1 protein-coding gene is annotated in these 564 nt (G+C 45.0%); it reads right to left on the bottom strand.

The features are described 5' to 3' along the window. Positions 1-564, bottom strand: a 564-nt coding sequence (locus R7040_RS28780) for a sugar phosphate nucleotidyltransferase (protein WP_318097939.1), incomplete at both ends; no start/stop codon positions are given.

The following is a 564-nucleotide window of genomic DNA, read 5'->3' as shown; positions in this document are numbered from 1 at the left end:
TCAATGTAGCCTTCTACGCTACCGCAATCAAAGCGCTTACCTTTGAATTTATATGCGAGAACACAACCTGCTTTTGCTTGTTTCAGCAGCGCATCCGTAATTTGGATTTCACCACCTTTACCTGGCTCTGTGTTTTCGATCAGTTCAAAAATATCAGGGGTAAGGATGTAACGACCAATGATCGCAAGATTGCTTGGCGCTGTGCCTGGTTCTGGTTTTTCTACCATGTCATCTACGCGGTAGATGTCATCTTTGATCATTTCACCAGAAATCACGCCGTATTTGTGCGTCTCATCAGCGGGTACTTCTTGTACTGCCACGATAGAACAGCGGAATTGCTTAAACAGCGCAACCATTTGAGCAAGAACGCCTTCTTCCTCGTTCACACACAAGTCATCGGCAAGTACTACAGCGAAAGGTTCATCACCAACCAGTTCACGACCCGTTAGAATCGCGTGACCTAGACCTTTCATTTCACCGTGGCGAATGAAGGTAAAGTTCGCTGATTCAATGATCTCACGAATATAGACAAGTAACTGTCTGTTGTTGGTACCACTAATTTGG

Source organism: Vibrio sp. 1069, from assembly GCF_033340555.1.
Note: the sequence above shows the minus strand (reverse complement) of the source record. Positions and strands in the feature narration are given on the sequence as shown.